The 24,345-nt window shown below is 65.5% G+C and carries 27 protein-coding genes; 13 read left to right on the top strand and 14 right to left on the bottom strand.

Annotated features, from left to right (window positions below; all coding sequences use genetic code 11):
• The 4 genes from BOX17_RS10690 to mltF all read left to right on the top strand — a co-directional run bounded on the left by BOX17_RS10690 (position 1) and on the right by mltF (position 4,139).
• Positions 1–951: a patatin-like phospholipase family protein gene (locus tag BOX17_RS10690; RefSeq protein WP_071944411.1), complete on the top strand. Its 951-nt coding sequence runs from the start codon at positions 1–3 to the stop codon at positions 949–951.
• Between the two features lie 59 nt (positions 952–1,010).
• Entirely contained in the window at positions 1,011–1,943 is a 933-nt protein-coding gene (locus tag BOX17_RS10685; RefSeq protein ID WP_071944409.1) for an aldo/keto reductase, read from the top strand.
• Between the two features lie 2 nt (positions 1,944–1,945).
• A complete protein-coding gene (locus tag BOX17_RS10680) occupies positions 1,946–2,629 on the top strand; it encodes a DUF6064 family protein (protein WP_071944407.1) in 684 nt (227 codons plus the stop codon).
• Positions 2,630–2,711: 82 nt separating this feature from the next.
• On the top strand, positions 2,712–4,139 hold the full coding sequence (mltF, locus tag BOX17_RS10675) for a membrane-bound lytic murein transglycosylase MltF (protein WP_071944405.1): 1,428 nt from the start codon (positions 2,712–2,714) through the stop codon (positions 4,137–4,139).
• A 3-nt stretch (positions 4,140–4,142) separates the two neighbouring features.
• Here mltF and BOX17_RS10670 read toward each other — a convergent pair whose 3' ends face one another.
• Complete coding sequence (locus tag BOX17_RS10670) at positions 4,143–4,757, bottom strand: LysE/ArgO family amino acid transporter (RefSeq protein ID WP_071944403.1); 615 nt, start codon at positions 4,755–4,757, stop codon at positions 4,143–4,145.
• Between the two features lie 129 nt (positions 4,758–4,886).
• Here BOX17_RS10670 and BOX17_RS10665 point away from each other — a divergent pair, with 129 nt between their 5' ends.
• From BOX17_RS10665 to BOX17_RS10655, 4 genes are all read left to right on the top strand, one after another.
• Positions 4,887–5,756, top strand: coding sequence for a LysR family transcriptional regulator ArgP (locus BOX17_RS10665; RefSeq protein ID WP_071944401.1), 870 nt, complete (start codon positions 4,887–4,889; stop codon positions 5,754–5,756).
• 130 nt (positions 5,757–5,886) lie between these two features.
• Entirely contained in the window at positions 5,887–6,165 is a 279-nt protein-coding gene (locus tag BOX17_RS16975) for a hypothetical protein (RefSeq protein WP_164508635.1), read from the top strand.
• 218 nt (positions 6,166–6,383) lie between these two features.
• The gene (locus tag BOX17_RS10660; protein ID WP_071944399.1) at positions 6,384–6,695 is read left to right on the top strand and encodes a hypothetical protein; all 312 of its coding nucleotides are present in this window, start codon (positions 6,384–6,386) and stop codon (positions 6,693–6,695) included.
• Positions 6,696–7,091: 396 nt separating this feature from the next.
• Positions 7,092–7,379, top strand: coding sequence for a hypothetical protein (locus BOX17_RS10655; RefSeq protein WP_071944397.1), 288 nt, complete (start codon positions 7,092–7,094; stop codon positions 7,377–7,379).
• Positions 7,380–7,400: 21 nt separating this feature from the next.
• Here the strand turns inward: BOX17_RS10655 and BOX17_RS10650 are convergent, their stop codons facing one another.
• Both BOX17_RS10650 and BOX17_RS10645 read right to left on the bottom strand, forming a co-directional pair.
• Positions 7,401–8,015 (bottom strand): LysE/ArgO family amino acid transporter, encoded by a 615-nt coding sequence (locus BOX17_RS10650; RefSeq protein ID WP_071944395.1) that lies wholly within the window; start codon positions 8,013–8,015, stop codon positions 7,401–7,403.
• A 530-nt stretch (positions 8,016–8,545) separates the two neighbouring features.
• On the bottom strand, positions 8,546–9,385 hold the full coding sequence (locus BOX17_RS10645; RefSeq protein ID WP_071944393.1) for a CPBP family intramembrane glutamic endopeptidase: 840 nt from the start codon (positions 9,383–9,385) through the stop codon (positions 8,546–8,548).
• A 169-nt stretch (positions 9,386–9,554) separates the two neighbouring features.
• On the opposite strand from BOX17_RS10645, the gene BOX17_RS10640 reads away from it, so the two are divergent.
• Together BOX17_RS10640 and BOX17_RS10635 are read left to right on the top strand one after the other, a co-directional pair.
• Positions 9,555–10,553, top strand: coding sequence for an NADP-dependent oxidoreductase (locus tag BOX17_RS10640; RefSeq protein ID WP_071944391.1), 999 nt, complete (start codon positions 9,555–9,557; stop codon positions 10,551–10,553).
• Between the two features lie 183 nt (positions 10,554–10,736).
• Entirely contained in the window at positions 10,737–10,952 is a 216-nt protein-coding gene (locus BOX17_RS10635) for a TIGR02450 family Trp-rich protein (protein WP_071944389.1), read from the top strand.
• A 4-nt stretch (positions 10,953–10,956) separates the two neighbouring features.
• Here the strand turns inward: BOX17_RS10635 and BOX17_RS10630 are convergent, their stop codons facing one another.
• Complete coding sequence (locus BOX17_RS10630; RefSeq protein WP_071944387.1) at positions 10,957–11,499, bottom strand: hypothetical protein; 543 nt, start codon at positions 11,497–11,499, stop codon at positions 10,957–10,959.
• 289 nt (positions 11,500–11,788) lie between these two features.
• Between BOX17_RS10630 and BOX17_RS10625 the strand changes: the two genes are divergently transcribed.
• Complete coding sequence (locus BOX17_RS10625; protein WP_071944385.1) at positions 11,789–12,697, top strand: DMT family transporter; 909 nt, start codon at positions 11,789–11,791, stop codon at positions 12,695–12,697.
• A 136-nt stretch (positions 12,698–12,833) separates the two neighbouring features.
• Here BOX17_RS10625 and BOX17_RS10620 read toward each other — a convergent pair whose 3' ends face one another.
• The 3 genes from BOX17_RS10620 to BOX17_RS10610 all read right to left on the bottom strand — a co-directional run bounded on the left by BOX17_RS10620 (position 12,834) and on the right by BOX17_RS10610 (position 14,959).
• A complete protein-coding gene (locus BOX17_RS10620) occupies positions 12,834–13,172 on the bottom strand; it encodes a thioredoxin family protein (RefSeq protein ID WP_071944383.1) in 339 nt (112 codons plus the stop codon).
• Positions 13,169–14,107, bottom strand: a complete 939-nt coding sequence (locus BOX17_RS10615) for a putative RNA methyltransferase (RefSeq protein WP_071944381.1) — start codon at positions 14,105–14,107, stop codon at positions 13,169–13,171. The genes BOX17_RS10620 and BOX17_RS10615 overlap by 4 nt, the downstream gene beginning before the upstream one ends.
• A gap of 96 nt (positions 14,108–14,203) precedes the next feature.
• Entirely contained in the window at positions 14,204–14,959 is a 756-nt protein-coding gene (locus BOX17_RS10610) for a TIGR01458 family HAD-type hydrolase (protein WP_071944379.1), read from the bottom strand.
• A 581-nt stretch (positions 14,960–15,540) separates the two neighbouring features.
• On the opposite strand from BOX17_RS10610, the gene BOX17_RS10605 reads away from it, so the two are divergent.
• The gene (locus BOX17_RS10605) at positions 15,541–15,972 is read left to right on the top strand and encodes a c-type cytochrome (protein ID WP_083582132.1); all 432 of its coding nucleotides are present in this window, start codon (positions 15,541–15,543) and stop codon (positions 15,970–15,972) included.
• 405 nt (positions 15,973–16,377) lie between these two features.
• Here BOX17_RS10605 and BOX17_RS10600 read toward each other — a convergent pair whose 3' ends face one another.
• The gene (locus BOX17_RS10600) at positions 16,378–17,589 is read right to left on the bottom strand and encodes a DNA glycosylase AlkZ-like family protein (protein WP_071944377.1); all 1,212 of its coding nucleotides are present in this window, start codon (positions 17,587–17,589) and stop codon (positions 16,378–16,380) included.
• Between the two features lie 131 nt (positions 17,590–17,720).
• On the opposite strand from BOX17_RS10600, the gene BOX17_RS10595 reads away from it, so the two are divergent.
• Positions 17,721–17,930 carry a cytochrome b family protein gene (locus tag BOX17_RS10595; RefSeq protein ID WP_425268692.1) on the top strand — a complete coding sequence of 70 codons (210 nt, stop codon included), beginning with the start codon at positions 17,721–17,723 and terminating at the stop codon, positions 17,928–17,930.
• A gap of 199 nt (positions 17,931–18,129) precedes the next feature.
• Here the strand turns inward: BOX17_RS10595 and BOX17_RS10590 are convergent, their stop codons facing one another.
• The 6 genes from BOX17_RS10590 to guaB all read right to left on the bottom strand — a co-directional run bounded on the left by BOX17_RS10590 (position 18,130) and on the right by guaB (position 24,253).
• Positions 18,130–19,779, bottom strand: coding sequence for a DUF2326 domain-containing protein (locus BOX17_RS10590; RefSeq protein WP_208858058.1), 1,650 nt, complete (start codon positions 19,777–19,779; stop codon positions 18,130–18,132).
• 62 nt (positions 19,780–19,841) lie between these two features.
• Entirely contained in the window at positions 19,842–20,132 is a 291-nt protein-coding gene (locus BOX17_RS16790) for an ABC-three component system middle component 6 (protein ID WP_071944373.1), read from the bottom strand.
• The gene (locus BOX17_RS16785) at positions 20,095–20,757 is read right to left on the bottom strand and encodes an ABC-three component system protein (protein WP_125925547.1); all 663 of its coding nucleotides are present in this window, start codon (positions 20,755–20,757) and stop codon (positions 20,095–20,097) included. Before BOX17_RS16785 ends, BOX17_RS16790 begins: the two co-directional genes overlap by 38 nt.
• Positions 20,727–21,044: a hypothetical protein gene (locus tag BOX17_RS16780; protein ID WP_125925544.1), complete on the bottom strand. Its 318-nt coding sequence runs from the start codon at positions 21,042–21,044 to the stop codon at positions 20,727–20,729. The genes BOX17_RS16785 and BOX17_RS16780 overlap by 31 nt, the downstream gene beginning before the upstream one ends.
• Positions 21,045–21,123: 79 nt before the next feature.
• On the bottom strand, positions 21,124–22,701 hold the full coding sequence (gene guaA, locus BOX17_RS10575) for a glutamine-hydrolyzing GMP synthase (RefSeq protein WP_071944370.1): 1,578 nt from the start codon (positions 22,699–22,701) through the stop codon (positions 21,124–21,126).
• Positions 22,702–22,783: 82 nt separating this feature from the next.
• Positions 22,784–24,253 (bottom strand): IMP dehydrogenase, encoded by a 1,470-nt coding sequence (gene guaB / locus BOX17_RS10570; protein ID WP_071944368.1) that lies wholly within the window; start codon positions 24,251–24,253, stop codon positions 22,784–22,786.
• Positions 24,254–24,345: the final 92 nt, after the last annotated feature.

Raw genomic sequence — 24,345 nt, 5'->3', positions numbered from 1 at the left:
ATGACGCCACGGCGCATCGCGGCCCTGCTCACCGCCGCCCTGCCGGCGGCGGCCCCGGTCGCGGCGACCCCGGTCGCGGCGACCCCCGAGGACACCCCGGCGCCCGGTCCGACCATCGGCCTGGCGCTGGGGTCGGGCGGCGCCAACGGCCTGGCGCACATCGCCATCCTGCAGGTCTTCGACGACCTCGGGATCGTGCCCGACCGCATCGTCGGCACCAGCATCGGCGCGGTGATCGGCGGGCTCTATGCCGCCGGGCTCCCGGCCAAGGAGATCCGTGACATCTTCGACGACGTGGCCGGCTCGCCCCTGGATGCGCTCTCGGGCCTGGCCGAGTCGGAGGTGGACCTGACGGCGCTCATGCCGTTCGGGAACGACGATGCCGGTCTGCTCGACTCCGCCGGCTTCCTGCGCTTCCTGGCCGGCCATACCGAGGTGCGCACCTTCGACGAGCTGCGCATCCCCCTCGAGGTGGTGGCCACGGACTACTGGACGGGGGAGAGCGTGGTCCTCGACCAGGGGGCGCTGTTCCCGGCCATCGAGGCAAGCATGGCGGTGCCGGGGCTGTTCCTGCCCATCCACCGTGGCGAGCGGCTGCTGATCGATGGCGGCACCTCCACCCCCCTGCCCTTCGACCTGCTCCGCGACGAGGTCGACCTGATCATCGCCGTGGACGTCTCGGGCAGCCCACAGCTGGACGATGGAGAGGAGATCGGCCTGACCGACATGCTGTTCAACAGCTTCAAGATCATGCAGCAGGCGATCATCCGACAGTCGCTGCGCCACCGGCCACCCGACCTCTACCTGCACCCGGAGGCCCGCGGCGTGCGCCTGCTGCACTTCAACCGCATCGAGGAGATCCTACGCCAGGCCGAGCCCGCCGCCGATGATCTGCGCGACCGGCTCGAGGCGTGGCAGGCCGCTCCAGCCTTCCCGACCGACGGCTCCTGAGGCGCCCGGCCGCCCTTCCGGGGCAACTACACTGTGCTCAGCATGACCAGGAGCACACCATGGCCCATCTCCCTCCCCTGTCCCGCCGCCGGCTGCTGGGCAGCCTGCTCGCCGCGGCGGCCACCGCGACGCTGCCCGCCCTCGCCGCCCCGGCGCGGGCGGCCGAACCGCTGACTCGGGCGCTGCCCGGCAGCGGCGAGGCGCTGCCCCTGGTCGGACTGGGCAGCTGGATCACCTTCAACGTCGGCGACGACCCGGTACTGCTCGAGGCGTGCACCGAGGTGATGGCGGCGTTCTTCGCCGCAGGGGGACGCCTGATCGACTCCTCGCCGATGTACGGCTCCTCCCAGGCGACCATCGGCCACGCCCTCTCGCGGCTCGAGGCCGTCGATCGCGTCTATGCCGCCGACAAGGTCTGGACCTCGAGCCCCGCCGAGGGGCCGGCGCAGATCGAGGCCTCCCGCCGGGCCTGGGGCGTCCCGCACTTCGACCTGCTGCAGGTGCACAACCTGCTGGGCTGGGAAGGCCATCTCGAGACCCTGCAGGCGATGAAGGCGGCCGGCGAGGTACGTCATCTGGGCATCACCACCTCCCACGGACGCCGCCACGACGAGGTCGAGAGCATCCTGCGCCGCGCGCCGCTGGACACCGTGCAGCTCACCTACAACATCGTCGACCGCGAGGCCGAGAGCCGACTGCTGCCCCTCGCCCGGGAGCGCGGCATCGGCGTGATCGCCAACCGCCCCTTCCAGCGCAAGCGCCTGATCCGGCGCCTGGCGGGCAAGCCGCTGCCGCCCTGGGCCGCCGAGATCGGCGCCGCCACCTGGGTGCAGTTCATCCTCAAGTTCATCATCTCCCACCCGGCGATCACCTGCGCCATCCCCGCCACCACCCGGGTCGACCATGTCCGCGAGAACCTCGCCGCCGCCCGCGAGCCACTGCCCGACGACGTCATGCGCCGGCGCATGGCGGACCACGTCCGGGGGCTCTAGGCATGGGCAGCGGCGCCTGGTGGACCTATCGACCCGAGGACCTGCTGATGTTCTCGCCACGGGTCTACGAGCGGCTTTTCGAGCTCAACAACCAGGCGCTGTGGCCCGCCCAGCTGCTCGCCCTGGCGCTCGGCGGCCTGGCGCTGGCCGTGCTGCTGCGTCCCGGCCCGCGGGGCATCCGCTGGCTCGTCATCCTGCTGGCCGTGGCCTGGGCCTTCGTGGCCTGGGCCTTCCTGTGGCGGCGCTACGCCCCCATCCACTGGGGCATCGCCTACGTCGTCCCGTTGTTCGGCCTGCAGGCGCTGCTGGTGGTGGCCCTCGGGACCTGTCGCGGCGGGCTCCGGCTGCCGCGTCACTGGAGCGTGCGGCGCGGCCTCGGCGTGGGGCTGTTCACCTATGCCCTGGCCCTGCATCCCCTCGTCGCGCTGGCGATGGGCCGGGGCCTCGCGGGCGCCGAGGTCATCGGGCTCACCCCCGACCCGCTCGCCATGGCCACCCTGGGCGTGGCGGCCCTGGCCGAACCTGCCGCCCGCGCCTGGGCGCTGCTGGTCGTGCCCGCGCTCTGGTGCCTGCTGAGCGGTCTCACCCTCGACACCCTCGGGGAGGGGAGTGCCTGGCTGCCTCTGCTGGCCGTCACCGTGGCCCTGGCGTCGAGGCTGTGGCCGGCGCGCCCCGCCCTGCGTTGACTCGCCGGCAGGGGAAGATGGCGCGAGACTGATAGGCTGGACCCTCGCCCCAGACCCTCCCTCCCGGTCAGGAGATACCTCCATGCCCAGGTTACGCCTGCTGTTCGCCCTGCTGCCGCTGGCCCTGCTCCAGGCCTGTGGCCCGGACGAGCCCCCGGTCGTGCAACTCGACCCGCCCGCCCCCGGCGAGCCCCTCAAGGTGGTCACCCGCAATGCCGCCACCACCTACTACCTCGACCGCCAGGAGGCCCCGGCCGGGCCGGAGCACGACCTGGTGCAGGCCTTCGCCGAGGCCAACGACTGGCAGGTCGAGTGGACGCTGGCGGGGTCCACCGCCGAGGTACTCGAGGCCCTGGAGAGCGACGAGGTCCACCTCGCGGCCGCCGGCCTGACCCACCTCCCCTCGCGTGACGAGCGCTTCCTCCAGGGGCCGACCCACACCGACATCGTCGAGCAGCTGGTGTGCCATCGCGAGCTGCGCCCCATGCCCCGCGAGGTGGAGGAGATGGCCGACGTCGAGATCCGCGTCACGGCGGACTCGAGCTACGCGGAGAAGCTCGAGAGCCTGGTCAACACCTACACCGGCATCGACTACGAGGAAGACCCGCGCACCACCGAGATGCTGCTCGCCGCGGTGGCGAACCGACAGATCGAGTGCACCCTGGCTGACTCCAACATCGTGAAGGTGGTGCGCCGTCACTTCCCGCACCTGGAGGTCGCCATGAACCTGACCAGCGGCGACCGGCTGGGCTGGTACCTTCCCGCCGGGCACCAGGCCCTCGCCGAGCGGTCCAGGGAGTGGATGGCCGGCCCCGAGGGGCAGGCCCGCCTCGACGAGATGCAGCACCGCTACTACGACTACATCGGCGAATTCGACTTCGTCGACCTGCGGGCCCTGAACCGGCGCATCGAGGAACGCCTGCCCTCCTTCCTGGAGCTCTTCCTGGAGGCCTCGGAGGAGACCGGCATGCCCGCCGACCTGCTCGCGGCCCTGGCGTACCAGGAGTCCCACTGGGATCCCGGCGCCGTCTCCCCCACCGGGGTGCGCGGCATCATGATGCTCACCCGCAACACCGCCAAGTCCGTCGGCGTCACCAATCGTCTGGATCCGGCCGAGGCCATCGACGGCGGGGCCCGCTACCTGGCCGACCGGCATGACCGGCTGCCCGACACCATTCCCGAACCGGACCGCACCTACCTGGCCCTGGCGAGCTACAACATCGGCCGCGGCCACCTACTGGATGCCCGGGAGCTGGCCCGACAGCTCGGCAAGAACCCGGACTCCTGGGCCGACATGCGCGAGGTGCTGCCACTGAAGGCCGACAAGCGCTACTACCCCCAGACCCGCTACGGCTATGCCCGGGGCTACGAGCCGGTGCACTACGTCCAGCGGATCCGCAACTACCTGGACGTGATCAGCGCCGCGGTCGAGTGGACACCGCTGGAGGAACAGGCGGCCGGAGAGGAGCAGATGCCCGGAAAGGAGGCCCTGGCCGGCAACGAAGGCTAGCGATCAGGCGGCCATGGGCGCGCCGAGGGCCAGGTGCACGGCGATGACCGCCATCATCACGCCGATGCCGCCGTCGATCGCCCGCCAGGCCAGGGGGCGGGAGAGCCAGGGCGAGAGCGCCGATCCGCCCCAGGCCAGCAGGCTGAACCAGAGGATCGAGGCGGTGATGGTGCCCGCCGCGAAGGTGACGGTGCTCTGCTGCTGGGCGCCGATGGAGGGGATCAGCAGCAGGGTATCCAGGTACACCTGGGGATTGAGCAGGGTGACCGCGAGGGTGGCAAGCAGCACGCGCCCCGGCGTGCTCGCCCCGGCGCCGCCGACGGACAGCCCCTGCCGGCCGACGGCGGCGCGGTGGAACGCCAGGGCCGCCAGCCAGGCGAGGAAGACCACGCCCAGCCAGCGCAGCGCCTCCATGGCGCTGGGCATGCTCAGCAGCACCGCGCTGACCCCGAACATGCCGGTCACCAGCAGCAGCACATCCGCGCTCATGCAGAGTCCCGCCGACCACCAGTGATGCTCGCGGCGTACCGCCAGCCCCAGCACGTAGGCGTTCTGTGCGCCGATCGCGACGATGATCCCGCCGCAGACCACCAGTCCCGTGAAATAGCTCTCCAGCATCGCGTGTCCCCTGACGTCGTGGCGTGTCGAGCGGCAAGCTTAGCCGGATGCCGATATACTCAAAAATCATCCTATTAATCGTTCATCAGTTTTACTTATCGCCATTTCCCCGTTTCACGAGAGGTCCCGATGCTGGACTACAAGCTGCTCCAGGCCCTGGCCACGGTGGTCGAGTGCGACGGCTTCGAGCGCGCCGGCGACCGGCTGGGGCTCTCGCAGTCGGCAGTCTCCCAGCGCATCAAGGCGCTGGAGATCCGGCTCGGCCAGCCGGTGCTGATCCGCCATCCGGCCCTGCACCCCACCCCGGCGGGCCAGCGGCTGCTCAACCACTACCAGCAGGTGCAGCTGCTGGAGCGGGACCTGCGCTCGACGCTACCCACCCTGGGCGAGGCCTCGCCGCGTCTGCGGATCGCCCTCAATGCCGACAGCCTGTCGACCTGGTGGGCCGACGTCGTCGGCGACTTCTGCCAGTCGGAGGGCCTGCTGCTGGACCTGGTGATCGAGGATCAGGACGTGGGCCTGAAGCGGCTGCGCGACGGCGAGGTGGCGGCCTGCCTCTGCGCCAGCGACCAGCCCATCGCCGGGGCGCGCTGCGTGCCGCTGGGGCACATGGTCTATCACCCCTTCGCCACGCCGGCCTACATCGCCCGGCACTTCCCCGAGGGGCCGACCGCCGAGGCCTTCGGCAGCGCCCCGGCCATCGTCTACGGCCCCCATGACCAGCTGCAGCATCGCTTCCTGCAGGGCTGTGGCTACCACGGCGGCTTTCCCTACCACCTCTGCCCGTCCTCCCAGGGCTTCGTGCGCCTGGCCAGCGCCGGCATGGGCTACGGCATGATGCCGATGATGCAGGTGGAGACCCTCGTGGCGGAGGGTCGGCTGGCCAGCATCGCCCCAGAGCGGGCGCTTTTCGTCCCGCTCTACTGGCACTTCTGGCGACACAGCGGCGCGGTGCTGGAACGGCTGACCGGCGTACTGGGCGAGGTCAGCCTGAGGTAGCCCGCCGAACCGTGGCGAACGACATCGGCCGAGGAAGGCGCACTTGGACATTTCACATCAAAACTCTTGCTGCATTGCAGCAAAAAAGCGCCTATGGTGATCATGCAACCCCCTTAGGAGGGCAACTGCGATGACTACCCCACAAACGCGACTACGTCCGATCGATTCCTACGTGCTGCAGTGCTGGGCACACCAGGCCCAGTTGCAGCGGGCCGGCTTCAAAGCCTTCGCTGCATTGCATCAAAAAAACGCCCATGGTGATGATGCAACTCCCTCGAGGAGGGCAACGGCGAAGACTACCCCACAAGCGCAAATACGTCCGACCGATTCCGACGTGCTGCAGTGCTGGGCAGATCGGGCCCAGTTGCAGCGGGCCGGCTTCGAGGCCTTCGCCGCCTTCCTTGGCTGACGACCGACCTGCCCCGAGCCGGCACCATTGACCGGATCAGGATCACACTCGTCCCTGAGACAACCCGATGGCCAGGTACCGGCCAGGAAAGTCCCGGCCTCTGTGACATGGGCGATGGCCCGACGGCGTAAAGCCTGTATGATGAATGGGCAACACCTTTGAGACATGGAGCAGACAACACGATCGATCATTCTTTCAAGCCAGCACGGGAGGTTCTCATGAAGGTCTATAAACCGGAGTGGCAGTGCACGTTTAGCGTAAACGAAGGCGTGGAAGAATCAGCCAGCTGGAAGGAACGAATCGCCTGGCATTTCAGGGAGTTCGCCGACAGACTGGACGGTGGTGGAAGAACGCTGAAGATCGACTGCAACGTCACCCCCGAAGTGAGCCGTGAAGAAGTCGACACCTGCCTGGGGAAGGGCTTCGCCCTTACCCAGAGCCTGCTCACCCAGCTCGCCCATCAGGCCGCCTGCGAAGACGTCATGCGTGATGCCAAGGCAGAGCTGTTCGAGGAAGAGCCTCACCGTTGAGGCCGTGACCGTTCCGGCAAGTGCAGTCACCGCACCCCATTCGGCCCCGCCGGATGGGGTGTTTTCGTTCCGGCGCGACACAGCGGCCAGACCTGGTGGAGGCGCCTCCAGCGACCCTCGGGCTACCACGCCCTGAGCGGTGCACGGTAGCGGCTGGCCCGGGCAGCCGCACAACGCCCTTCAAATTACAAAAAAACACACTATAGTCTCAGAAAAGGCCCTACCCCCACGTTGCTGCTCGAACGAGGGAGCGGGAGGGGAACGGGACACCCCCTTTCCTGACGATGGATACCAGGAAGAGTCCGGCCTGGGATCCGAGCACCGGGCGCCGGTGGCGGGTCTCACGCCACAAGGGGTCACCCCCTGGCCGCCCCCTGATGCCAAGGAGCTCGCGACATGAACCTCCCATCCCTGGCCTGCGCGCTGCCCGATGCACGACTCCACGAACTGGTGGAGCAGCCCCTCCCGATGCCCGACCTGCCCCAGGTCTGCATCGGTCTCGAGGCGTCACTGGCCCGTCGGCTGGCCGAGGCCAAGGCGCGCCTCGACCGCCTGGAACACGAGGTCGACTCGCGCGACCTGAGCGCCCTGGCCACGGCACGGGTGGAGTTCGCGCTGGCCTCCCGGGCGCTGGCCGACGAACTCATTGCCAGGGGCCTTCACGCCCTGGGGAATGGCGACTGAGTCAGCCCCGGCCGCCCCGCCTCAGCCTATCCAGGTCGACCCGCTGGCCAGGTGCACCGCGATGCCCGCCATCATGGCCCCGGTGGTGATCTCGATGGCCCGCCACGCCGCGGGCCGGGACAACCAGGGCGCGAGCCGGGAGCCTCCCCAGGCCAGCAGGGCGAACCAGGCCACCGAGGCAGTGACGGACCCCATCATGAAGACCGAGGCGCTCTCGAGCTGGACGCCCACCGAGGGGAGCACCACCAGGGTCTCCAGGTAGACCTGGGGATTGAGCAGGGTGACCGCCGCCATCGCCACCAGGACCTCTCGGCGGCTGCGCACCCGGCCAAGCGTCGAGACCAGCCGGTCGTTTCCGGTGACGGCACGCCGGAGGGCCAGGGCGCCGAGCACGGCCAGGAACGCCACGCCCAGCCAGCGCATCACCTCCAGGGTGACGGGCAGGGCCAGCAGCATGGCGGTGATGCCGAACACCCCGGCCACGAGCAGCAGCACGTCGCTGACGATGCAGACCCCCGCCGACCACCAGTGGTGCTGTCGGCGAATCGCCTGCCCGAGCAGGTAGGCGTTCTGGGCGCCGATGGAGACGATCAACCCCCCGTTGAGCGCCAGGCCCGTGATATAGCTTTCCAGCATGCGTCTCATCCCCGATGACCCGAGAGCCGGCGCCCCACCGGGGTGCAGTCACCTCAGGCTAGTCCACCCGCCCCGTTCGGCCAGGCCTGTCTGGCCGGGCGTCGCCTCCGGGGCATGGCGAGGCACTATCGAGAAGTCCTATCGCGGGGCTATGTCGCCATATGGCGACATATTCCCGCCCGCTATCGTGGGTCTTTCCGGCAGGGGCGCCTGAAGTGTTGGGGGCTGGCGACGCCTCGCCGGGCAGCGCGCGGCCCGACCAGGGGCACCGGAGCCGGAGAAACCCTCCAAACCACTGATCAAAGGGGAATCATTCAAACCCTGGCACGCCCTTGGCAACGCATGGGGAGAAAGACTCGTGGCGACGAGCGGCTCAGGGAAGGGCCGATACCCGTAGCGGGGCTCGTCAAGGCGAGAGGCTCAGGGAAGAGCCACCCCTGAAAGGAATCCGCCCCGATGGATCGGGACGCCAGGGACGGCACGGCCCACCAGGTACCCCTGGTGGGCCTTTCTGCGTGCCGCCGCAAGACTCAGGCATCCGCCAGCAGCGGATAGCTGAAGAGCAGCAGGTGGGTGAGGTTCAGTCCCCAGTGCACCAGCACGGACCACACCAGCCGGCCCGTCCACCAGTAGACCAGGCCGTAGAGCAGCCCGGCCGCGGTGGCCACCAGCACGAAGGCGACGCCCCCGGCGAGATGCGCGATGCCGAAGAGCGCGCCGGTGGCCGTCACGGCCGCCACGGGCCCCACCTTGCCCATCAGCCAGCGCTGCAGCAGGCCGCGAAACACCAGTTCCTCCGCCACGCAGGTATTGAGCAGGTTGGCGATGGCGAACACCCAGAACAGCGCGGGCAGGCCCGGCTGCCAGGCCAGCAGCCCCAGCCCCATCGCGAGCCCCATGATCGCCGCGAGGCCGCCCCCCACCAGCAGCGGCAGGCGCCAGACCGGGCCACCCCCGCCGGCCCCCAGGCTCACCCCGAACAGCGGCACCCAGCCGAGCAGCGACCAGGCCACCAGCACCTTGTCGTGGTGGAAGAGGAGGCTCATCGGAACGCTCCCGGGCTTGAGCACCGCCTGCTCGGCCACCACCAGCGCCTCCTGGCCCGGCCAGGCATGGATCACGAGCCCGAGGCTGGCGACGCCCCACATCGCCCTGCGCCCCCAGGCGAGCCAGGGCGACACGGCAGGCACTGCCATCCACGCCGTCAGCGCCACATAGCAAAGCGCCGCCAGCACGAAGGTGCCGCTCGAGTAGCCGATCGCGCCGGCCGCCAGCAGCGTCGCCACGGCCCCGCCGAAGCGAACCCGCGGGTCGTCACTCAGGCCGAACAGGATCAGCGACAGCGAATAGAGGATACCGAAGGAGAGCATGGGCGTGACCACCGTGAGCGGGCGGCCCCCATCATGACGGCTGACGGGCCCAGCCGCACCCTCACGCACCTCTGGCGGGGGCGACGGTGCGCATTCCGGACGGGTTGGCCCGTCCCCTGCCCTTGTATTAGACTGGTCGTCTACTCACCGAGCGAAGGAGTCGCACTCGATGCAATCCCGCTACTTCACCATCAATGATTATCCGCAGGGCACCCCGGCACGGGAACTGTTCGAGCTGCATGAGCAGGAGCTGCCTACCCTCGGCGAGGGCGAGGTGCGCATCCGCAACACCTGGCTGTCGGTGGACCCCTACATGCGCGGCCGCATGAGCGGCGTGAAGACCTACATCGATCCGTTCGAACTGAACGCGCCCCTGGAAGGCGCGGCCATCGGCGAGGTGGTCGAGTCCCGGGATTCGGCCTTCCCCGAGGGCACCAAGGTGCGCCACATGGGCGGCTGGCGGGATATCGCCCAGCTGCCCGGCGCCCAGCTCGAGCCCCTGCCCGCCTTCGAGGTGCCGGATCAGGCCTACCTGGGCGTGCTCGGCATGCCGGGCATGACCGCCTGGACCGGCCTCAATCGCATCGCCGAGATGCAGGACGGCGACAACGTGCTGGTCAGCGGTGCCGCCGGGGCGGTGGGCTCGCTGGCCGTGCAGCTGGCCAAGGCCAAGGGCGGCACCGTGGTCGGCATCGCCGGCTCCCAGGACAAGCTCGACTGGCTCGAGGCCCGCGGCGTCAAGGCCGTCAGCTACCGGGGCAAGGACGCCGCCCAGCTCACCGAGGCACTCCGCGAGGCCTGCCCCGAGGGCTTCGACGTCTACTACGAGAACGTCGGCGGCACCTGCCTGGAAGCGGCCCTGAACACCCTCAGGGTCGGCGCGCGCATCGCCGTGTGCGGCATGATCGCCCGCTACAACGAGAACACGCCGAGCGCCGGCCCGGGCAACCTGGCGATGATCCTGATCCGTCGCGCCCGCATGGAGGGCTTCATCGTCTTCGACCACTGGGCGCACTACCCGCAGTTCCTCGAGGAGGTCGGCCCGCAGGTCGAGGGCGGCCAGATCGACTACGAGGAGACCGTGGAGGAGGGCCTCGAGCGCACCCCGGACGCCTTCCTCAAGCTGTTCGAGGGGGCCAACCGCGGCAAGATGCTGGTCAGGCTCTGATCCGTAACGCCTGATGTCCCTGCGCAGGGGGTGCGCCGGCCGAGCCGGCGCACCCTTCTTGCGTGCCCTCCCCGGCCAGCACCGCCCTGCACCGCCCGAGCCCCGGTCCAGACCCATGACCCGCTCACGGCTGAGAGCCGCGTGCAGCGCCGGGCACCTTCCCACCCCGAGGAGGAGACGGCCATGAACGCCATCAACCCCGAGAAGCTGCACCACAGCAAGTGGACCGCGGCGCGGCCCCGCCACAAGGAGAAGCACTTCATCGTGACGAAACTGCTGCGCGACGAGGAGGAGAACGTGGTCGAGGTGATCCTCGAGGCGGTCTATACCCACCGCGAGACCACCCTGCCCTGGCAGGCCCTCAAGGATGACGAGACCTGGCGGATGGGCTGGCGCTGAACGCTCAGCGATCCCCCGCGTCGTCCCGCTCGTCCTCCTCCGACACCCGGGAGGTGACCTTGCTGATCAGCTGGGGCACGAAACGTTCGGTGAAGCCCGCCACGAAGGACCAGAACAGCAGCTTGGCGAGATCCGGCCCCGAGCTCGGATAGGTTTCCCGGAAGATGCGCAGCATGAAGTCCTCTCCCTCGGCGATATCATCCTGGGTCGGAAACGTGAAGGCGGGAAAGAGGTCCCCCGCGACGATGCCGGACAGGAACAGCAGGTAGAGCACCAGAGCGAACACCCCGCCGAAGATAGGCACCAGCAGGATCTGGAACCAGGAGGCATCCAGCAGCACGAGCTCCTCGTCCGTGACCTTGTTCAGGCGCTGCTGGATACTGACGAACCCGCCGATGATGCCGCACAGGGGCACCGCCCAGGTCACCAGGAAGCGCTGGTTGTAGAAGAAGGTCAGCGCGAAGATCACCCCGAGCACGGCCACCGCCGCCGTGGTCATGACGATCAGGCGTCGGGTGATGGAGTGGATGTGGCGGATGCGCTCCATGAGGCAGCCTCCAAGCCCGGTCCCCCGGGCCGTGACGGCGCGGGCCGGGAAATCCGACCCGCTGCCTTGACGATAGCCGACCTGGCCGGCCCCCACCACGCGGGGAACGCTCGCCCGGCAGGCCAGTGAGGCGGGGAAGCCGCCGCCCGCAAGGCACGGCTGCCGCGGCCGTGAAGGCCCGGCTCGTGCGCGGCGCACGGGGCTCGGGGTGCCGCCCGCACGCCTTGGCAGAGGCCGCGGGGGCAGGCTATCCTGCCGCGCTCCCGCCCCCCAACGCGAGCCTTCTCCGATGACCGCCAGCCGACGCCTCGACGACACCCCGGCGCCCTCCAGCCTGCTGCTGGCCATCGTGGCGGCCGTAGGCATGGCCACCATCGGGGTCATCTCGCGCAAGACCGGGCTGCCGGCGGAGAACATCACCTTCTACCGGCTGGGCCTCGGTGCCGCCTTCCTGCTCGCCTACCTGGCGCTGGTCGGCCGCACCGCGGGACTGCGCGCCCTGCCGGGCCGCAGCGTGGTGCTCAGCGGCGCCCTGCTGGCCGCCTTCATCCTGTTCTACGTGCAGGCGATGAACTACACCCGCATGGCGAACGCCATCCTGATGATCTACCTGGCCCCGGTCGTGGCCTCGGTGGCGGCCCACTTCCTGTGGGCGGAGACGCTGGGGGCTCGCCAGACGGCGCTGATCGGCATCGCCCTGCTGGGCTTCGCCATGATGCAGGAGTTCCACATCGAGCTGAGCGGCGGCGAGGACGCCAAGGGGCTGGGCTTCGCCCTGCTGGCCATGCTGGCCTACGCCGGCTTCATCCTCTGCAACCGCCGCCTGCCTCGCCACCTGGACGACCGCACCTGCGCCTTCTGGCAACTGGCGGTCGGCGCCCTGGTGATCCTGCCCTTCGCCCTCTGGCAGCCCCAGGGGCTCTCGGCCGCCGCCTGGCAGTGGCCCTGGCTGCTGGCGGCCGGCGTCCTGCCGGGCTTCGTGGCCCTGCTGTGCGCGGTGATGGCGATCCACCGCCTGCCCACGGCGCTCTACGGCACCCTGGCCTACTGCGAGCCGGTGGCGGTGGTGATCTTCGGGTGGACGCTGTTCGGCGAGGCGATGGGGCCGCTGCCGCTGGCCGGCTGTGGCCTGATCCTCGCCAGCGGCATGGTGCAGGCGTGGCTCTCCGCCCCGCAGACGGCACCCCGCCCTGCCTGAGCCGCGCAAGCCGCCCGACGCCCCGGGTCAGCGCAGCGGCTCACCACGCGTGCAGGGCCATGCAGCCGGTCGACGGGATGGCGCTGTTGGCGATGGCGATGGCGATGCCATCGACGCCGAGCGGGACAGGCCGCGATCAGCCCGGCGGGAAGAGCATGGCATAGGGGCGCTGGAGGGAACGGCGTACCTCACCGAGGGAGAAGACGCGCACGAACGTCTCGAACAGCTGGCCCTGGAACCACAGCTGCACGACCGGCAGCGAGAAGACACGCTGCTGGGCGCACAGCGGCGAGGCCTCGCCCTGGCAATCCACGTAGAGGGCATCCATCTCGGCGAACTCCGCGGCCAGCATCGCCTCGAGACGGGGCTTGATGGCCTGGCAGACGCCACAGGCCCCGCCGCCATAGAGCACCAGCACCGCCGGGCGCGCGGCCAGCACGGCATCGAGCTGCTGCTGTTGCGTGATGGGGGTCAAGGGGCCTGTTCGCCTGCGTCGGGCCCCGGGGAGGGAGACGGCTCGGCCGCCTCGGCGGCGACGCGCTCGAGGCGCGTCAGGCGCACCTCCACGGTGACGGTGAGCGAGGAAAGCGCCGCCGCCCGCTCGCGGCCCTCGGCGCTGGCACGATGCAGGTGCGGGGTCATGGCCAGCAGGTCCGCGATGGGCTCGGCGCCCTCGAGGTCGAGCGCGTAGCGCAGCGTCTCGGTGCCGAGGGAGGCGAAGCCCTCCGGCACCCCGGGGTCCGCCGGGCGCTCGGGCTTGAGGCGGGGGTAGATGACCTCGCGCAGCTCGCGCAGGTGATCCGGCCCGGCCTCGACCAGCAGCAGCACGCCGCCGGGCCTCAGCACCCGGGCGAACTCCGGGTAGACGGGGAAGCCGAACAGGCAGAGCACCCGGTCCAGGGTGCCGGGCTGCACGGGCAGGTGGGCGTTGCTGCCCACCACCCAGCTGGCCGCGAGCCCCGCCTGCTTGCCCTGCCGGGCGGCGGCGAGCACCGCCCACTTGGAGATATCCACGCCCAGCAGGGAAAGCCTCGGCCCGTCGCCCTGCCCTTCAGCGCCTGCATCGTCGGCGGCCTCGGCCAGCTCGCGAAGGTAGTAGCCCTCTCCGCAGCCGGCATCCAGGCAGCTCAGCGGCGCCTCGTCGATCTCGCCGGCCAGCACGGCGTGGCTGACGGCCTCCGCGATCGGCCGGTAGTGGCCGGCCGCCAGGAAGCGCTGGCGCGCCGCCACCATCGCCTTGCTGTCGCCCGGGTCGTGGGAGCGCTTGCGCTGCACCGGCAGCAGGTTCACGTAGCCCTGCCGGGCGATATCGAAGCTGTGCCCGAGGCCGCATCGCCAGGTACTGCCGCTACGCAGCAGCACGTCGCCGTCCAGCGGACAGGCCAGCGCCTCAAAGGGAGTGTGGCTCATCGCTTGCCTCGTTCTCCGCGTTGACTGTGCGCCCCGCTCGAGGGCGCCCGAGCCGAGCAGTATACCCTGCCGGAGACGAGGCGCCTTCCGTCCGGCCTAGCGCCCGGCCAGTAGTGCCTCGACAAGATCGGCCAGGTTCGCCTCGCAGCGGGCCCCCGGCGCCTTCGATTCATCGCCCGGGCGATACTTGCCGGACTGCACCAGGCACGCCTCGAGGCCGACCGCCATGGCCGCGGCCACGTCGCACTCCACGTCGTCGCCCACCATCAGCGCCTCGCCGGGTGCCACCCCGGCATCCTCGAGCACGGCATGGAAGAAATCGCCCGAGGGCTTGCCCAGCACCCGCGCCTCGATGCCGGCGGCGTACTCCAGGGCGCGCACGAAGGGCCCCACATCGAGGTGCAGTGTGCCGGCCTGACGGAAGTAGCGGTTGGTGCCCACGGCGAGCAGCGGCGCCCCTTCCAGCAGCAGCCGGAAGGCCGCGTCGAGGTGGGCATAATCCAGGCGCTGCTCGGCATCGCCGAGCACCACGGCGTTGGGCTCCCCCCGAGGCAGGTCGGCGAACTCCGGCTCGAGGTGCTCGTGGATCAGCAGGTAGGGAATCAGCCGATGGCGCTCGAGATGGCGACGGATCGCGCCCGGAGCGGTGAACACCTGCGCGGGCGCCACGTCGAAGCCCAGCCGCTGCAGTTCCTCGCAGACCGCCGCCGAGGTCCTGCGCGAGGTGTTGGTGAGAAAGCGCAGCGAAAGCCCGCTCGCCTGCAGACGTTCCACCGCCGCCACGGCGCCGGGCAGGGCCTCGCCGTCCTCGGTCAGCACGCCGCTGATATCGAGCAGTACCGCCTTGAGCATCGCAGTCCCCTCCCCTTTTTATCCTTTGACAGCCTAGACGACGGAGCTTCCCGGCGGCCCTCTCGCTGCTGGGCAGCCCGGCACCATCAAAGACGACCGCCAGCGCCCTGCCGCGCTCGACCGCCCCACTCCTCCATGACGATTGCTCGACTGGCAAGCAGCGAAGGCCGTTTGTAACCCCGGGGGATAGAGCCGTCACACGCTGGCATCGGGTCTCACTGGAAAAACAAAAGCAAATTTCTCAACACTGACAGCTCAAAATCATGAGCTCTTTGATCGGAAAACAACCCAGATCTTTCCATTCCTTCTCCACCGAACCCCCTAAAGGAACTGGTCAACATTCCATAGAAACTACATGCAAAATCATGAAAAAAAATCGCAGGTTAATTAAATGAATACGCCGATGATGCCCATCACCATGAACCCTCGGCCCTCGGCCCTCGCTTGCACGTGCAGGCGACCCCGACTATAAATTCAACGAGTGCATGCAATAAACGGCTACAAAATATCTCGACCCTGTTACACAGTTATCAACCGAACACCGGATAAAAATCAGTAGATTCCTACAGAAGGGAGCAGCCATGAACACCAAGAAAATCAGCACCTGCTCGGCGGCCATCATCATGGGCTTGATCTGGACAACCGGCCACGCTCAGGACGAAAAGGTGGATGTCGGCAAATACGAATACATCAACAGCTGTGCCGCCTGCCATGGCGAGGAGGGCAAGGGCGACGGACCACTCGCCGGGGTAATCGAAACAGGCATTCCAGATCTCACCACGCTTTCGCAGAGGAATGACAACGTCTTCCCCCTGGCGCGTGTCTACGAAATCATCGACGGAAGGGCCGACGTCCAGGCGCACGGCTCACGAGACATGCCCGTCTGGGGACAACGATACGGCATGGAAGCGGCCGAAAAGTACTTTGACTTCGAGTACGATTCGGAGTCCGTGATTCGTGCCCGGATACTGGCTATCGCCGAGTATCTCCATCGCCTGCAGGCAGAGGAGTAATATGCTTCCACGGCCCACGGCGCCTTGAAGGATCACCCCTTCCGAGCGGAAAGCCTGTCGCGCCTCTTGGAAGGGGGTCATGTCGCCGTCCACTGCCTGCCCAGCCCCTCATAGAAGCGCCGCGCCCGCGCCAGGTCGCCGACGCCCAGGGTGATCAGACTCACGCGCTGCTCCATCGCGATTACCTCCCGGCCTGTGCCCTATCAATAGCAACACCATAGCGGGCAGACGAGATGCAGTGCCACGGGACCATCATATTCAGCCTATGCGACGGTGGCTGTTTCGAGCCAAGAATGGGGGTGTGTCCCCGGTTGGGTCTGGCCAGCGGGTGAGTCGTGCCGATGTCGCCTGTTGAATAGCCCTGGGCGCAGGGTCCACCGAGTTTCCATCCACTGCCGGGGGCATCTATCTGGCGGCCCGCTGCCAGGCGCGGCGCGCCTCGCGCCCGAGCCCCCTGGGCAGGACGAGGCGCGAGGCGCCGAGGTATTCGAGAAAATGCCGGGCGGCTGGCTCAAGCGACTCGGCCAGGCCCTCGGGCAGCCTGGCCGGCAGGATGTCGGGCTCCCAGTGCCAGGCGAGCAGGGTCAGGGTGCCCTCCTGGCACTTGGCGTCGAAGCGGGCCACGAAGCGCTCGCCCCACAGCACCGGGATCACGTAGTACCCCCAGCGGCGCTGAGCCTGGGGCTTGTAGACCTCCCAGACGTAGTCGAAGCCGAACAGCCGGGCGACGCCGCCACGGTCCCACATCAGGGGATCCAGCGGGGCGAGAAAGCGCACGCCTCGTTCCATGGCAGGACCCGGCTCGGGGGCCGCCTCCAGCACCGCGAGGGCCTCGGGCGTCGTCCAGTAGACGGTGCCGTCCACCTCGAGCTCGACCAGGGCGCCTCGGGCGAGGGCCCGGGCGGCGATGCGATCCCGCTCCGCGCGCGAACACGGCAGCAACCAGACGGCGCCATCGGCGGCGGGGCGCAGCAAGCCGGCGGCCTGCACGCGCCGGACCACCAGCCGTTGCAGGGCCTCGTCGTCCGTGGCGTCCGCCACGTCCGCGCCCTGGGGCAGCACCCGCTCGGGCAGATCGTAGGCATGGCGACCGCCCACGCGATGGTGGGTCATCAGGTGGCCGGCGTCCCACAGCGCCTTGAGCAGGTGCCGCGAGCGCTTGGGGCCGTACCAGCTGCCGCGCAGGGCGGGGTCGGCCCGCTGGTCGCCGAGCTCGAGGCTGGTCGAGGGGCCATGGCGCTCGACCTGCTCGACCAGGGCGCGGGCCTCGGGAGCATCGACGTCCACGCCCCGCCGCTGCCAGCGCCGGGCGAACCAGCGATGGAACGGCGCCTGGGCCCACCACTCCGCGGGCTGGATCAGGCTGGCCTGCTTGTCCCAGCCATCGACCAGCAGCCGCTGCCCGTAGGCCGCCTGCTGCCAGTCGCCCTGGCGATAGCCGGGCACCCGGGCCTGCAGCACCAGGTCCGGGTTGGTGCCGACCGGCGCCAGGGGATCGAACTGGATGGTGCCCAGGCGGCGGATGACGCTCGCCAGCGGCGCCGGCCGGAAGTGATAGCGCACCAGCAGCCGGCGGGCGTCGGCGCGCGTCAGGGTGAGGCGTTGGGAGGCGGTCATCGGCGGTCCTTGTCCCGGTGCTTCGCCCATCCTAGGGGAAAGCGTGCCGTTTGGCTCGGGCATGCCCGCATATGGGAAATTGGGGTCTGTCCCCAATTGACTCCCTGGGCGCGACCTCGAACCGCTGGTCGATGCGCCGTCTGGGCAAGCGCTGGAATCCGCTGCACAAGATCTCCTATCCCATCCTGGGGATGATACTGCTGCACTTCCTCTGGGTGGTACGCGCCGACCTCGGGGAGTGGACCCTGTATGCCACGGTGTCTGCCCTGATCATGGCGACCCGATTGCCACCGGTCGCTCGACACCTGCCGAGGTTTCGTCAGCGACTCGCCAGCCGCTAGATAGACGGCGGGGACAGCTTCATTAATTGGGGTCTGTCCCCGATTGGTTCTCACCAAGGGCGCAACATGAAGGGGATGACACCCTATGCGGCATTCAAGAAAGGGCTCCCCAAATCACCGAAGAAGGCGCCTAGGAAAACGGCGGAAAACACTGCTTAACTATAGGGGCACCACGGGGACATGTGTCAGGTGATTACCATCACTGTACACCCAGTGAGCTTTTCCCAAACTGAATACCCAACAGCTTGCTGTCTTCGCGATCCCCTCGAAGAACTAAAGAAATACAAGATTTTATTTCATCCCACTCGTCTTCAGACATAAAACGTCTCATAGCCTCGAAATTCTCAGTGTTTAAAGAAGCTATGTATTGCTTTCCACTGCCTGAAAACCTTGACATCACATACTTAAACCAAGCAGCCCTAGGTTTGGGATCCATATCTGCAAAAAGCCTATTGTCATGCCAAGCAAAACTCATAGAGTGATTTGAACCACTCATAAGATTCAGCACATCAAACCCAATTATTCGTGCGGCATTGATACCATCTGAATCATCACCCTCAATTTGAACAGCAACATCAAATCTAATCTGATTATCACCAGTGTTATTATCTATTTCAATGCCTGCAGGAGCAGACGGATACATAGCCTCAGCCATCTCGGCAAACTGTTCATCCATCTTCTGAAGAGGATAGTTAAAAAGATAGTTTCGTGCTTCTCTATCTTCTTCCACCCTGAGCTCTCGTATTTTTTGAGCTTTTTCTTGAAGACTCTCAGAATAGTTTAAATACTCATATATCCTATCTCTCTCCTCTTCTAAACTAGCTACCTTAGAAGATATAGCAGCATATTCATCCAGCGCTCTCTTCCCTTGGAGTGACTGCACTTTCCTGTCTCGAGCAGAGGCAACATCATTCCTCTCTTGCTCCAAATCTCTCTTCTGGAATTCAAGCTTCCTTTTATCATTTTCAAGCCTTGATCGACGGTTCATTGAGAGAGAGTTATGAAACTCTTCAACAGCTTCAAAATGCTCCAGCGCCTCTGGCTTGAAAACGTGCTTCAGACCCTCATACAAATCCATCAAATCCTGCTTAGATATATCTGGATGCTTCCGCAATGATTTTTCAATACTGTCTATATGAAAGGCTTTAACCGCCAACTCACCGTCAATATCCCTAAGCCTTTTAGTAAGCTCCCCCGCCTCCAGCTCTATGGAACGATAGTTCTCAGAAACTCTAAAATCACGCAAATCTTCTTTTAACTTATCGATCTCTCTTTCTAGCCACTCATGGCGGAACTTAGGCCTAGAACCGGCTCGGAACATGCTTTTTAGAAAGTCATCCTCTCTCCAATTCTTTAAGGATTTTGCTATACTATCGAGCTCCAGCTTGGTTTTTCTTTTACTCCAAACCAAAGAACAGTCGACACCTAAAAGATATAGCGTCCGAAGTCTAGCATCATATTCAGACTCTCGCTCAGTCTTTGTTGGAAAAAGGCAATCACCTCTAGAGTAACGCGCAAACCTCTTAAGAAGCGATCGAAAGCTAATCGAAGGAACATCCGGATCTAAGTAAAAAGCTCCACACTGATTCAACCAATCCCTGTAACCAGTGACATTAACTGACTTTCCATCAAGAAGAATCTTTCTACCATCTCCGTTGCGATCAACCCTATGACCCACTCCGTTAACACAAAAATAAAGGGTAAACCACCAATCAGGAACCACAGATCTTAAAAGCTTATCGCTATTGCTTCCAAGACAATGATGGACAAGACCTAGCGCCAAAGTCTTTCCTACACCATTACTACTAGACTCTTTACCTTCTGGCCCATCTCCCACAATCAGAGTCACGCCCTCATCATTAAAAACAAGGGGATGAAAGCCAGGTTGATCACATGTCAACTTTATTAGCTTCATAAGCCATCCAATTCTACAAAAGAACCTTCATCATTTAAAAAAACCCTTCCTTCAAAATCCAAATCTACAACTTTCAGTGCACAAAGAACGTCTAACGACAAAACCATTTGGGTAAATGTTGGCTTATGAGGAAGTCTTAACTTATCAGACTCTATCAAAGCCCATAACTCATCCAATGTCCGAGGCTCGTCAAGCAGATACCGCACAGCTCCAGCCAAACCAACGAGAGAAGCACTAAACCTAACATGTTTATGAGGTGATATTATGGCTTGGATCTTCATAGACATCGCAACTCTCGAAATATTTTGCCAAAATAAGCTCTGCTGCTGACCAGAATGCTTGTTGACTATGAGGATTCATATTGCTGACTTCTGGAATCAAACTTTCAACCAACCAAAAATAGCGCAAATCGGCAGCACCTTCGGCAGCATCGCTAATCACCTGCTTACTCTCTTGGTACTTCTTATTCACTTCTTCTGAAATAGACTGCTTGAGGTCTGAATCAGCTTCTAGGAAGTCATCAACAAGAAAGGCTTGATATGAACTAACCTCTATGCGCTTTTTAACGTACTCACTCAACCCATTGTATTCAGCTTTTTCATCAAAATCAGGAGCCTTACCAGAAAGGCATCCAAAGCTAAAGCTTGGGTTATCAGCAAGATAGGAAAGAAGCTCACCAACTGCAGAAGCTTCTACAAACTCTGGGAGCTCTGCAGGAACACCACCAATTAAATCCTGCCTTTCACCTGTAGGCAGCTCCATAAAAAACTTAAGAAGCTCTTTTGCTCCTATGGCACCAGCATATTCAAGCTCTTTAACTTTCCATAAATCTTGAAGAGCACTAGCAACAGGCGCAGGAATACCGCAAAACCTGTCATTCATCACAAAAGAATATTTTTTATATCGAGCCATTTCTCAGGAAGTTTATCAAAATCTTCCACAGCTTTCTTTACAGCAACAGTCTCAGAGATACTGGTAGTAGGTTTTGGACCATAAACTTGAAAGTAATGACCTTGACTAGGAATCCAGCCATCATTACCGCCATCACCCCAACTCCCCCATGGTGCAATAGCTTGAAACGCCGGATCATAATAAGTCATCAAGTCAGAGAAGAGATTTTGAAAGCTATCACCATGCGAGGCATAAACTTTCAATTTAAAAAACTGACGATATAAAAACTCTTGGCCATCCGTTGACATTCAGCCTCCCTGCGTTTTTATCCCTTTAATTAACGCACCTGCCAGCAGGATGGCAGGTGCGAATTCTATAGTCCAGCGATCACTCCCACTCGATGGTGGCGGGCGGCTTGCTCGAGACATCGTAGGTCACGCGGGAGACGCCGGTGATCTCGTTGATGATGCGGTTGGAGACCTTCTCCAGCAGCTCGTAGGGCAGGTGCGCCCAGCGGGCGGTCATGAAGTCGATGGTCTCCACGGCGCGCAGGGCGATCACCCACTCGTAGCGGCGGCCGTCGCCGACCACGCCCACGGACTTCACCGGCAGGAAGACGGCGAAGGCCTGGCTGGTCTTGTGGTACCAGCCGGCGTTGTGCAGCTCCTGGATGAAGATGGCGTCGGCCTCGCGCAGGATGTCGGCGTACTCCTTCTTCACCTCGCCGAGGATGCGCACGCCGAGGCCCGGCCCAGGGAAGGGGTGGCGGTAGACCATGTCGTAGGGCAGGCCGAGCTCGACGCCGAGCTTGCGCACCTCGTCCTTGAACAGCTCGCGCAGCGGCTCGACGAGGCTGAGCTTCATGGTCTCGGGCAGGCCGCCCACGTTGTGGTGGGACTTGATCACGTGGGCCTTGCCGGTCTTGCTGGCGGCGGACTCGATCACGTCCGGGTAGATGGTGCCCTGGGCCAGGAAGTCCACGCCCTCGATCTTGGCGGCCTCGCTGTCGAACACGTCGATGAAGGTGTTGCCGATGATCTTGCGCTTGGCCTCGGGGTCGGCCTCGCCCTCAAGCTTGCCGAGGAACAGGTCCTCGGCGTCCACGCGGATCACCTTCACGCCCATGTGCTTGGCGAAGGTCTCCATCACCTGGTCGCCCTCGGCCTTGCGCAGCAGGCCGTTGTCGACGAACACGCAGGTCAGCTGGTCGCCGATGGCCTTGTGCAGCAGCGCGGCCACCACGGAGGAGTCCACGCCGCCGGAGAGGCCGAGCAGCACGTGGCGGTCGCCCACCTGGTCGCGCACCCGGGCGATCTGGTCTTCGATGATGCGGGCCGGGGTCCAGTTGCGCTCGCTGCCGCAGATGTCCAGCACGAAGTGCTCGAGGATGCGCTGGCCCTGCAGGGTGTGGGTCACCTCGGGGTGGAACTGCACGCCGTAGAAGCGCTTCTCCTCCCAGGCCATGGCGGCGATGGGGCAGCTCGGGGTTGAGGCGGTCACGGTGAACTCGGCGGGCACCTCGGCCACCTTGTCGCCATGGCTCATCCACACGTCGAGCAGGCTCCTGCCGGTCTCGTGGTCGATGTGGTCGGAGATGTCCTTGAACAGCGCGGTCTCGGCGTCCAGGCGGATCTGGGCGTAGCCGAACTCGCGGATATTGGACCCGGCCACCTTGCCGCCGAGCTGCTCGGCCATGGTCTGCATGCCGTAGCAGATGCCGAGCACTGGCAGGCCCATCTCGAACACGCACGCCGGCGCGCGCGGGGAATCCAGCTCGGTGACCGACTCCGGGCCGCCGGCGAGGATGATGCCGTTGGGCGCGTACTCGCGGATCTCGGCCTCGGTGATGTCGAAGGCGCGGACCTCGGAGTAGACGCCGATCTCGCGGACGCGGCGGGCGATCAGCTGGGTGTACTGGGAGCCGAAGTCGAGGATCAGGATCTTGTGGGCGTGGATATCGGTCATGGAGGTGTCTCGGTGTGCGGCGGGCCGGATACAAAAGCGTGCGGCGGGGTTTCCCCCGCCGCGGTCGTGCTGTGGGTCGGTATCACCCGCCCCGGTAGTTCGGGGCTTCCTTGGTGATCTGCACGTCGTGGACGTGGGACTCGTTGAAGCCGGCCCCGGTGATCTTCACGAACTCCGGCTTGGTGCGCATCTCCTGGATGTTGCGGCAGCCGGTGTAGCCCATGGAGGCGCGCAGGCCGCCCATCAGCTGATGGACGATGGCGCTCATCATGCCCTTGTAGGGCACGCGGCCCTCGATGCCTTCCGGCACCAGCTTCTCGGCGCCCTCGCTCTTGTCCTGGAAGTAACGGTCGGCGCTGCCCTGGGTCTGGGACATGGCGCCCATGGAGCCCATACCGCGGTAGGCCTTGTAGGTACGGCCCTGGTAGAGCTCGATCTCGCCCGGGGCCTCCTCGGTGCCGGCCAGCAGGCCACCGGCCATCACGGTGCTGGCACCGGCGGCCACGGCCTTGGCCAGGTCGCCGGAGAAGCGCACGCCGCCGTCGGCGATCAGCGGGATGTCGTAGGCCTCCAGGGCCGCGGCGACGTTGGAGACGGCGGTGATCTGCGGCAGGCCCACGCCTGTCACCACGCGGGTGGTGCAGATGGAGCCCGGGCCAATGCCCACCTTGACGGCGTCGGCGCCGGCCTCGGCCAGGGCCTTCGCGGCCTCGGCGGTGGCGATGTTGCCGCCGATGACCTGGACCTGCGGGAAGTGCTCCTTCACCCAGCGAACGCGCTCGATCACGCCCCGGGAGTGGCCGTGGGCGGTATCGACCACCACCACGTCGACGCCGGCCTCGGCCAGGGCGGCCACGCGGTCGGGCGTCTCGGGGCCGGTGCCCACGGCGGCGCCGACCAGCAGGCGGCCATCGGCGTCCTTGGCGGCGAAGGGGAAGGTGCGGGCCTTCTCGATGTCCTGGAAGGTGACCAGGCCGCGCAGGTGGAAGTCGTCGTCCACCACCAGCATCTTCTCGACGCGGTGCTCCTGCATCTTGCCCTTGATGACGTCGAGGCTGGTGCCCACGGGCACGGTGACGAGCTTCTCGCCGGGGGTCATGATGTCGTAGACGCTGTCGCCGTGGTTGGGCTGGAAGCGCATGTCGCGCTGGGTCACCAGGCCCACCAGCGCCTCCCCTTCCACCACCGGGAAGCCCGAGAAGCCGTGCTCCTCGGCCATCGCCAGCAGGTCGGCCAGCTTGGCATTGGGCCCGACGGTGACCGGATCCTTCACGATCACGCTCTCGTGCTTCTTGACCTTGCGCACCTCGGCGGCCTGGTGGGCGATGGTCATGCTCTTGTGGATGATGCCGATGCCCCCTTCCTGGGCCATGGCGATGGCCAGTCGCGCCTCGGTGACGGTGTCCATGGCGGCGGAGACCAGCGGGATGTTCAGGTAGAGATCCCGGGTCAGGCGGGTCCGGAGGCTGACCTCGTTGGGCAGAACCTCGGAGTACCCGGGGACGAGTAATACGTCATCGAACGTAAGCGCTTCTTGGGCCATACGTAGCATATGCGGCGACACCCAGTGAACTGGTGGGAGGAGGGAGTGAAGTTAATCCCCCATTATAACGACCAAGCCGGGGGGCGGGCAATGAGCAGGAT

This window comes from Halomonas aestuarii (assembly GCF_001886615.1).
GTDB classification, from domain to species: Bacteria; Pseudomonadota; Gammaproteobacteria; order Pseudomonadales; family Halomonadaceae; genus Halomonas; species Halomonas aestuarii.
Note: the sequence above shows the minus strand (reverse complement) of the source record. Positions and strands in the feature narration are given on the sequence as shown.

Excerpts from the sequence above, each read along its gene's own strand:
- BOX17_RS16790 (WP_071944373.1), bottom strand. The coding sequence starts at position 20,132 with ATGTCTATGAAGATCCAAGCCATAATATCACCTCATAAACATGTTAGG.
- BOX17_RS10690 (WP_071944411.1), top strand. The coding sequence starts at position 1 with ATGACGCCACGGCGCATCGCGGCCCTGCTCACCGCCGCCCTGCCGGCG.
- BOX17_RS10685 (WP_071944409.1), top strand. The coding sequence starts at position 1,011 with ATGGCCCATCTCCCTCCCCTGTCCCGCCGCCGGCTGCTGGGCAGCCTG.
- BOX17_RS10635 (WP_071944389.1), top strand. The coding sequence starts at position 10,737 with ATGAACGCCATCAACCCCGAGAAGCTGCACCACAGCAAGTGGACCGCG.
- BOX17_RS10610 (WP_071944379.1), bottom strand. The coding sequence starts at position 14,959 with ATGCTCAAGGCGGTACTGCTCGATATCAGCGGCGTGCTGACCGAGGAC.
- BOX17_RS10615 (WP_071944381.1), bottom strand. The coding sequence starts at position 14,107 with ATGAGCCACACTCCCTTTGAGGCGCTGGCCTGTCCGCTGGACGGCGAC.
- BOX17_RS10670 (WP_071944403.1), bottom strand. The coding sequence starts at position 4,757 with ATGCTGGAGAGCTATTTCACGGGACTGGTGGTCTGCGGCGGGATCATC.
- BOX17_RS10645 (WP_071944393.1), bottom strand. The coding sequence starts at position 9,385 with ATGCTCTCCTTCGGTATCCTCTATTCGCTGTCGCTGATCCTGTTCGGC.
- BOX17_RS10650 (WP_071944395.1), bottom strand. The coding sequence starts at position 8,015 with ATGCTGGAAAGCTATATCACGGGCCTGGCGCTCAACGGGGGGTTGATC.
- BOX17_RS10640 (WP_071944391.1), top strand. The coding sequence starts at position 9,555 with ATGCAATCCCGCTACTTCACCATCAATGATTATCCGCAGGGCACCCCG.
- BOX17_RS10680 (WP_071944407.1), top strand. The coding sequence starts at position 1,946 with ATGGGCAGCGGCGCCTGGTGGACCTATCGACCCGAGGACCTGCTGATG.
- mltF (WP_071944405.1), top strand. The coding sequence starts at position 2,712 with ATGCCCAGGTTACGCCTGCTGTTCGCCCTGCTGCCGCTGGCCCTGCTC.
- BOX17_RS10660 (WP_071944399.1), top strand. The coding sequence starts at position 6,384 with ATGAAGGTCTATAAACCGGAGTGGCAGTGCACGTTTAGCGTAAACGAA.
- BOX17_RS16975 (WP_164508635.1), top strand. The coding sequence starts at position 5,887 with ATGACTACCCCACAAACGCGACTACGTCCGATCGATTCCTACGTGCTG.
- BOX17_RS10595 (WP_425268692.1), top strand. The coding sequence starts at position 17,721 with ATGCGCCGTCTGGGCAAGCGCTGGAATCCGCTGCACAAGATCTCCTAT.
- BOX17_RS16785 (WP_125925547.1), bottom strand. The coding sequence starts at position 20,757 with ATGGCTCGATATAAAAAATATTCTTTTGTGATGAATGACAGGTTTTGC.
- guaA (WP_071944370.1), bottom strand. The coding sequence starts at position 22,701 with ATGACCGATATCCACGCCCACAAGATCCTGATCCTCGACTTCGGCTCC.
- BOX17_RS10630 (WP_071944387.1), bottom strand. The coding sequence starts at position 11,499 with ATGGAGCGCATCCGCCACATCCACTCCATCACCCGACGCCTGATCGTC.
- guaB (WP_071944368.1), bottom strand. The coding sequence starts at position 24,253 with ATGCTACGTATGGCCCAAGAAGCGCTTACGTTCGATGACGTATTACTC.
- BOX17_RS16780 (WP_125925544.1), bottom strand. The coding sequence starts at position 21,044 with ATGTCAACGGATGGCCAAGAGTTTTTATATCGTCAGTTTTTTAAATTG.
- BOX17_RS10625 (WP_071944385.1), top strand. The coding sequence starts at position 11,789 with ATGACCGCCAGCCGACGCCTCGACGACACCCCGGCGCCCTCCAGCCTG.
- BOX17_RS10600 (WP_071944377.1), bottom strand. The coding sequence starts at position 17,589 with ATGACCGCCTCCCAACGCCTCACCCTGACGCGCGCCGACGCCCGCCGG.
- BOX17_RS10655 (WP_071944397.1), top strand. The coding sequence starts at position 7,092 with ATGAACCTCCCATCCCTGGCCTGCGCGCTGCCCGATGCACGACTCCAC.
- BOX17_RS10605 (WP_083582132.1), top strand. The coding sequence starts at position 15,541 with ATGAACACCAAGAAAATCAGCACCTGCTCGGCGGCCATCATCATGGGC.
- BOX17_RS10665 (WP_071944401.1), top strand. The coding sequence starts at position 4,887 with ATGCTGGACTACAAGCTGCTCCAGGCCCTGGCCACGGTGGTCGAGTGC.